The 5,564-nt window shown below is 62.9% G+C and carries 5 protein-coding genes and 1 pseudogene; 3 read left to right on the forward strand and 3 right to left on the reverse strand.

What is annotated here, in order from left to right; genetic code table 11:
* Window positions 1-196 precede the first annotated feature (196 nt).
* The 3 genes from argF to GPT33_RS16835 form a co-directional block, all read right to left on the reverse strand.
* A complete protein-coding gene (argF, locus tag GPT33_RS16825) occupies window positions 197-1,132 on the reverse strand; it encodes an ornithine carbamoyltransferase (RefSeq protein WP_296811267.1) in 936 nt (311 codons plus the stop codon).
* A 28-nt stretch (window positions 1,133-1,160) separates the two neighbouring features.
* Complete coding sequence (locus GPT33_RS16830) at window positions 1,161-2,339, reverse strand: aspartate aminotransferase family protein (protein ID WP_296811268.1); 1,179 nt, start codon at window positions 2,337-2,339, stop codon at window positions 1,161-1,163.
* 239 nt (window positions 2,340-2,578) lie between these two features.
* Complete coding sequence (locus GPT33_RS16835; RefSeq protein WP_296811269.1) at window positions 2,579-3,130, reverse strand: cytochrome b; 552 nt, start codon at window positions 3,128-3,130, stop codon at window positions 2,579-2,581.
* Window positions 3,131-3,409: 279 nt separating this feature from the next.
* On the opposite strand from GPT33_RS16835, the pseudogene GPT33_RS16840 reads away from it, so the two are divergent.
* The 3 genes and pseudogenes from GPT33_RS16840 to GPT33_RS16850 form a co-directional block, all read left to right on the forward strand.
* Window positions 3,410-3,574, forward strand: a pseudogene (locus GPT33_RS16840) (ISNCY family transposase); the annotation flags it as partial.
* 39 nt (window positions 3,575-3,613) lie between these two features.
* Window positions 3,614-3,838 carry a hypothetical protein gene (locus GPT33_RS16845; RefSeq protein WP_296811270.1) on the forward strand — a complete coding sequence of 75 codons (225 nt, stop codon included), beginning with the start codon at window positions 3,614-3,616 and terminating at the stop codon, window positions 3,836-3,838.
* Window positions 3,839-3,992: 154 nt separating this feature from the next.
* The coding region (locus tag GPT33_RS16850; RefSeq protein ID WP_296811271.1) for a DUF499 domain-containing protein at window positions 3,993-5,564 on the forward strand (1,572 nt) is incomplete at its 3' end.

Here is a 5,564-nt window from a genome sequence, read left to right on the forward strand (position 1 = left end):
ACATAGCGCGTCGCGGCGAGCGCCGAAGGCATCGGCATGGCCTGGATGCACAGGAGACACAAGAAGAGGAGAGCCAATCGTCTCACGGGACATCCTCGGCCAGGCGCAGGGTTGACGTGAGCAGTCGTGTGACCGAGGCGGTCGATGGTGACTCCGGTCAGGGCAATCGGAACGCTACACCAGTGGTGTCGGCCTGTCACGCCTGGCGCAGAAGGAGGAACTCAAGCAGCGCCTTTTGGGCGTGGAGCCGATTCTCGGCCTCGTCCCAAACGACCGAGCGCGGACCGTCGATGACGGAGGCCGACACCTCCTCACCCCGATGTGCCGGCAGACAATGCATGAAGAGTGCGTCCGGCGCGGCCCGTGACATGACGGCATCGTCCACCTGGAAGGGCGCGAACAGGGCCTCGCGTTTCGCCTGTTCCTCTTCTTGACCCATGCTGGCCCAGACGTCGGTGACGACCAGATCGGCCCCCTCGGCGGCCTCCTGCGGATCGCGCAGGATGGTGCAACGTCCTTGGACCGCAGCGAGCAGATCGGCATCCGGCTCGAACCCTTCCGGACAGGCGACCCTGAGCTCGAAATCGAATACCTGTGCAGCCTCCATAAAGGAATGGCACATGTTGTTGCCGTCGCCGATCCAGCTCACCCGTCGACCGCGGATATCGCCGCGATACTCGTGATAAGTCTGCATGTCGGCCAGCAGCTGACAGGGATGCAGACGGTCGGTCAGGCCATTGATGACGGGAACGCGCGAATGCGCGGCGAAACGCTCGACGATGTCGTGATCGAAGGTCCGGATCATGACGGCGTCGACCATGCGTGAGAGCACCCGTGCGCTGTCCTCGATCGGCTCGCCGCGGCCGAGCTGCGTGTCGCGCGGGGACAGGAACAAGGCGTGGCCGCCGAGCTGCACCATGCCGACCTCGAAGGACACCCGGGTGCGCGTCGAGGACTTCTCGAAGATCATTGCCAGGGTGCGATTCGGAAACGGCCGATAGTCCTCGCCTGCTTTCAACATCCGCTTAAGCTCGGTCGCCCGCGCGATCAACACACGGGCCTCGTCGGCACTCAGATCGAGCAGGGACAGAAAGTGTCGGCATTGCGCCTGTTGCGTCTGATCGGCATCCATGAACATCGTCTCTCCCGCGGAGCGTTGCTCAAGCATCGCTCAGCCAGCGCTTGATCAGGGCAGTCAGCCCTTCAAGAATTCGGTCGGCCTCGGAACGGGCCAGAATCAGGGGCGGCAGGAGCCGGATGACGCGCTCCGCCGTAACGTTGATCAGCAGGCCGGCCTCGAGCGCCTGCACCATCAGATCGGCACAGGGGCGATCCAGCTCGATCCCCAGTATCAGACCCCGCCCGCGCACCTCGACCACCCCCGGCACGTCGCCCAAGGCCGCGCGGAAACCGTCGAGTAAATAGGCGCCTTGCTCGGCCGCGTTGGCGATCAGGTTCTCGGCAACGATCGTCTCGAGCACGGCGCGCGCGGCTCGGCAGACCAGGGGATTGCCGCCGAACGTCGAACCGTGCGAACCGGGCCCGAAGACCTCGGCCGCGGCCCCGCGGGCAAGACACGCGCCGATCGGCACGCCGTTGGCGAGACCCTTGGCCAAGGTGACCACGTCCGGGAGGGTCCCGCCGTGCTCATGGCCGAACCACCGCCCGGTGCGCCCCATCCCGGTCTGGATCTCGTCGCAGATCAAGAGCCAACCGTGCCGATCGCAAAGCGCGCGCAGGCGCTGTCCGTAGTCCGGCGCGGGAATGCGAATGCCGCCCTCGCCCTGGATGGGCTCGACTAGAATGGCCACGATGTTCGGGCGGTTGGCCGCCGCGGTCTCGATCGCCTCGACGTCGTCGTAAGGAACCCGCACGAAACCCTGCACGAGCGGCTCGAAGCCGGCTTGAACTTTGCGGTTGCCGGTCGCCGAGAGGGTGGCGAGCGTGCGGCCGTGGAAGCTGTTCTCGGCCACCAGGATCGCAGGATTTTCGATCCCGCGCCTATGGGCATGGAGACGCGCGATCTTGATCGCGGCCTCGTTGGCCTCCGCACCGGAATTGCCGAAGAAGACCCGATCCATCCCGGACATCTCGGTCAGCATGGCGCCGAGGCGCTCCTGCTCGGTGATCCGGTACAGATTGGAGGTGTGCACCAACAGACCGGCCTGCTCGCAGAGCGCATCGCGAACCGCCGGGTGCGCATGCCCGAGCCCGCACACCGCGATGCCCGAAAGCGCGTCGAGGTAGCGTCGGCCTTCCGTATCCCAAAGCCAAACGCCCTCGCCGCGCGCAAAGGCGACGGGCAAACGCTTATAGGTGGCCATCAAGGGCTCGGTCATTGCGGCAGACCCCGCTGCGTCTCCGAAAAACAAAAAAGGCGGTTCCTCCACAAGGGAAACCGCCTCTGCTCAAAGGCGAAGCCGGGGAATATAGCGCGAAAAGATCCTGAGCGACAAGAACCCGATACACCTGATCCCGGGCGAGCTCGAGCAGACATGCGCTCGGATGCAGACAAGAGGAGCCGACCCGATCGTCGGCCGATCTCCGAATGCATCGACATCGCGCTCCGAGGAGAGCGTTAGAATAGACTCATACGCTTCATCACACCGTCACGTTTGATCCGCCAGTGATAGATCGCGGCAGCAACGTGAATCAGGATCAAGCTGAGGATCACCCAACCGACAATCCCGTGAAGCTGGAACAGCGTCTTGCTGAGATCCTTATTCTCGGGGATGAGGCCGGGCAAGGTGAGGTCGAAAAACTGCACCGGAAAACCGCCGGCCGCAGTGCCCAACCAACCTAAGATTGGCATCAGGATCAGCGCCACATAGAACAGGCTATGGACGGTCAAACTGGCTGCACGCTCAAATCCGTTCAGAGGTGGCTGATAGGCCGGAGACCGGAAAAGACGCTTCAGCGCAAGACGCAAAATCATAAGGGCCAGAACGACGATACCGAATGTCTTGTGGTATCCGTAAAGCTGATTGGTTGTCTCCAATCCGACCAGATCCTTCAGTCCTTCAAACCCGAGGTTACCCAACAAGGCCCCGACGGTGAGCAAACCCAGGACCAGCAGTACAATCAGCCAATGCAGAAGTCGATGAGCATAGTTGTAGCGAAGGGTCTCCATCCAATCCTCCGAAAGACATTGATGTGATGAATCACGTCGACGGCGATATGCTCCGTGCGCACCGAATTGGCTCTCCCCCTCAAGCCATCCAACGCGGTTTCTCTTGGGTCTCTCACGCCATAAAGTAGGACTCATGGGGGCCGACACAAGCATTCCGGGCGGAACCTGTCAAAAGGCATTACGACAGATACCACGGCCAGTTCGATGCTAAGGACCATCAGCCGGACCTCCGGTCCGACACGGCAAACAAGGCATGTTCGGGCAGGGTCCGACGCACGCGGGCTCGAGCGCTGTTGCGAGCACCAAATCGATAGCGTCAAGCCCAATGTCGCCTTGGCGGTAGTGGCGCGCAACATCCAGCGCATCGGTGCGGTGCTGTTGGCGCGGGACGCCCAAGCGGCACGGCGCGTCTGCGACCGACAGCGCCGTCGGCGCGCGATTTGACCCTCCTCGATCAGGCCGCATGGCACCGCCGAGCCGCAGATGGAGCACGAACGCCTCGACGCTACCATTACAGTTTCTCGTGGCATACACTCCGCGCAGTTTGCCTTGGCTCGTACCGACCGCCTGTTCTTCCAGTGTCTTTGGGGCCAGTTGCGCTTGGAGCGCCACCTGCTTCGACTCGATCGAGTCTCGATGTGGAGCGATCAGGGCAGAGCGACGCTGCAGGCCGCCATGTCGGCGACCTCCGATGCCGTGCGAGGCTGACCCATCGACTCCAGCGACAGACATCGATTGGCCGCGATACTCGCCCAACCGACAAGTGCGCCCGACGAAATCGCCCTCTCGACCAACGGCGTGAGCGAAGGACCTCTGCTCTAGGCCGATGCGGGAACGCCGGAAACCGAAACAAGGATTGCTCATGCAGACTCTTGCGCGCGCCTGCACACCCCGCGACAGCATCTTCGACCCGTCGAGGCGGGACACCGTCCTTGACCTGACCGATCTGATCCAGCATCGCATCGACCCCGCGGCGTTTTTCGGCGAGAACTACGTCACCGAGGGAATGCGCATCCTGCTGACGGAGGCATTCAGACGCCTGGAAGGCAAGAGCACGCAAGGGGTCTTCGAGTTGACCCAAGAGATGGGCGGCGGCAAGACGCATCTGCTCAACACCCTCGGCCTGTTGGCGCGTTACCCCGATTATCGCCGCCTGGTAATGGGGGACTTCTACACCCCGGGCGACATCGGCCAGGTGCGCGTCGTGGCCTTCACCGGCAGGGAAAGCGACGCCCCGCTCGGCATCTGGGGGTCGATTGCCACCCAGCTCGGCAAGAAAGAGCAGTTCGCGGACTACTACTCACCCCTGTCCGCCCCCGGCCAAACCGCCTGGGTCAACCTGCTGCGGGGGGACCCGCTGATCATCATGCTGGATGAGCTGCCGCCTTACTTCCAGCAGGCAAAATCCAGGACGATCGGCAACTCGGATCTCTCCGTCGTGACCGCCACCGCGCTCGCGAATCTCCTGGTCGCGATCGGCAGAGACGAGCTGTCCAACGTGTGTCTGGTGATGACCGACCTGACGGCCTCGTACGCCGAAGGCAACGAGCAGATCGTGCAGGCATTGAACGATCTGAAGAAAGAAACCGGGCGCACAGCGCTGCGTTTGCAGCCGGTGCGGATGAATACGGACGAGTTCTTCCACATCCTGCGCCAGCGGATCTTCGCACAGCTGCCGCCGCCCGAAGTCATCGAGGAGGTCGCCCAGGGTTACGCCAAGGCCATCCGCGACGCCCGTCAAATGGATGTGACCAATGCCTCGCCCGAGCAGGTCGCGGCCCGCATCAAAGAGTCCTACCCGTTTCACCCGTCGATCCGCGATCTCTACGCACGCTTCAAGGAAAACCCGGGGTTCCAGCAGACACGTGGCCTCATCAGACTGATGCGCATCGTCGCCGCGCGCCTCTGGGGCAGCGGGCAAGCTGCAAACCTCTATCTTCTGACGGCTCAGGATATCGACCTCAACGATCGCGAGACCCTCTCCGAGATCAACCAGATCAACAGCAGTCTGGACAACGCGGTCTCGCACGACATCGCATCGGGCGGTCAGTCGGTCGCCGAAATCCTCGATACCAACCTCGGCGGCAGCGACGCCCAAGATGCCATGAAGCTGCTCCTGGTCGCCTCGCTCTCGACCGTGGCGGGGGCTGCCAAGGGTCTGACCCTGCCCGAGCTGGTTGCCAATCTCTGCGCGCCGGGGCGCGACATCTCCAAGCTCAAGAACGAGGTGCTGAACCGGCTCGTCACCACCGCCTGGTATCTCCATACCGGGCGCGACGGGCGGCTCTTCGTCAAGAACGTCCAGAATCTGGTCGCCCGTCTGCGGACCACTGCCGAGGGTTATCTGCACGATCAGTCGTTGAAGGAACTGCGCGAGCGCCTTAACGAGCTGTTCAAGCCCGACACCGGTTGGTGTTACCAAAAGGTCCAGGTT

The organism is Thiocapsa sp. (assembly GCF_011390875.1).
Lineage (GTDB): Bacteria > Pseudomonadota > Gammaproteobacteria > Chromatiales > Chromatiaceae > Thiocapsa.